This window comes from Mesorhizobium sp. M7A.F.Ca.US.005.03.2.1 (assembly GCF_003997795.1).
GTDB classification, from domain to species: domain Bacteria; phylum Pseudomonadota; class Alphaproteobacteria; order Rhizobiales; family Rhizobiaceae; genus Mesorhizobium; species Mesorhizobium ciceri.
This window is the reverse complement of the sequence record NZ_RZRP01001596.1, coordinates 1-479: the sequence shown is the minus strand read 5'-3', so window position 1 is coordinate 479 and position 479 is coordinate 1. Positions and strand designations below refer to the sequence as shown.

Sequence of the window (479 nt, the reverse complement as noted above, 5' to 3'; positions counted from 1 at the left end):
GTTCCGCACCGAGCTTTTGTTCATGCGCCATATGCATCTGCCCTCGGAAGACATGCAGGCCGAGACCTATGCGGCGCTGGCCAAGGCTTTTGCGCCTTATCCGGTCATTGTGCGCACGCTCGACATCGGCGGTGACAAGCCGATTGCCGGCATCGAATTTCCCCACGAGGAAAACCCCTTCCTCGGCTGGCGCGGCATCCGCATGTGTCTCGACCGGCCCGACATCTTCAAGCGCCAGTTGCGGGCGCTGTTGCGCGCAGCCGTGCACGGCAACATCAAGGTGATGCTGCCGATGGTGTCCGACATCTCGGAGGTCAGGCAGACGCGCGTGCTGGTTGACGACTGCACGGCCGAGCTGAAAGCCGAAGGCGTGCCGCACGCATCATTCGATCTCGGCGTCATGATCGAAACCCCTGCCGCCGCGCTGATCGCCCGGCGCTGGCCAAGGTGGTCGCTTTCTTCTCGTTCGGCACCAACGA

General features: G+C 63.0%; 1 pseudogene. It reads left to right on the top strand.

Annotated elements, in window-relative coordinates:
* Positions 1-479: pseudogene (locus EN991_RS39350) on the top strand (putative PEP-binding protein); the annotation flags it as partial.